Annotated in this window: 1 protein-coding gene; it reads left to right on the top strand. The window is 60.5% G+C overall.

Annotated elements, in window-relative coordinates; all coding sequences use genetic code 11:
- On the top strand, positions 1-1,025 hold a 1,025-nt coding region (locus AAAB35_RS27010; protein ID WP_340671416.1), incomplete at its 5' end, for an IS66 family transposase.
- Positions 1,026-1,204 lie beyond the last annotated feature (179 nt).

Here is a 1,204-nt window from a genome sequence, read left to right as displayed (position 1 = left end):
TTCTGGCTGAGATTGCCGTCTCCAAGCATTCCGAACATATGCCGCTCAACCGGCAGGCCGAGGTCATGGCGCGACACGGGGTGCCGATAGACCGCACGGTCCTTTCCGATTGGATGGGGCGCACGGGCAGCGAAATCGCACCGGTGGTCGACCACATGGCCAAACGGCTGCTGTGGGAAAGCACGCGGCTCTATGTCGACGAGACAACAGCTCCGGTTCTTGATCCGGGGCGAGGTAAGACGAAGACCGGTTATCTCTGGGCCGTGTTGCGTGACGACCGCGGCTGGAATGGCTCCGCGCCGCCGGGCGTGGTGTTCCATTACCGGCCCGGGCGTAAAGGCGAATATGCCGCTGAAATCCTCGACGGGTTCAACGGGACAATCCAGGTGGATGCCTACGGTGGCTATTCGCACCTCGCCACGTCGGACCGGATGGGTGGCGTTCCCTTGAAGCTGGCTTTCTGTTGGGCACATGGGCGCAGAAAGCTGATCAAGGCCACGCCAAAGAGCGGATCACCCATCGTCGACGAGGCGCTCATTCGCATCGCCGCGCTATACAAGATCGAAGACAGTATCCGAGGCTCAGACCCCGGACATCGCCGGGCCGTTCGACAGGACCTGTCCCTCCCGCTGGTGGACGAGTTCTTCACCTGGCTCGCGGCTCAGGCTGTGCGTGTCTCACGCAAATCCGATCTCGGCATTGCCCTGGCGTATATGCTGAAACGACAGGATGGCTTTCGGCTGTTCCTTGATGACGGCTGCGTCGATATCGATTCCAACCTGGTGGAAAACGCCATCCGTCGCCCGGCCATGAACCGCCGCAACGCGCTCTTTGCGGGCCATGATGAAGGGGGGCGGAACTGGGCCCGGTTTGCCAGCCTGATCGGCACTTGTAAAATGAATGGCGTTGAGCCCTACGCCTATCTGTGCGACCTCTTCACCCGCCTCGCAAACGGCCACCTCGCCAAAGACATCGATGCCCTGATGCCATGGGCCTATGCCGCCCGCATCACGGCCTCACAATGAGCTCGTCAGGTACTCTTCGGTGAGCTCATTTGACCGCCGAGGATCGGCCTCAGATCGCCGCAACTGAAAAATCAATGGGGCGTGGACGCCGCATACATAGAACTCGGTTGTTGAGTGTTTGGGCGGGGAGTGTTGGCAAAGGTGCCCGGATCAACCTCGATGGTTGAATGCCTTGTATG

Source organism: Phyllobacterium sp., assembly GCF_037994425.1.
In the GTDB taxonomy this organism is placed as follows: domain Bacteria; phylum Pseudomonadota; class Alphaproteobacteria; order Rhizobiales; family Rhizobiaceae; genus Phyllobacterium.
The sequence above is the reverse complement of the archived record's forward strand: the minus strand, read 5'-3'. Positions and strand labels throughout refer to the sequence as shown.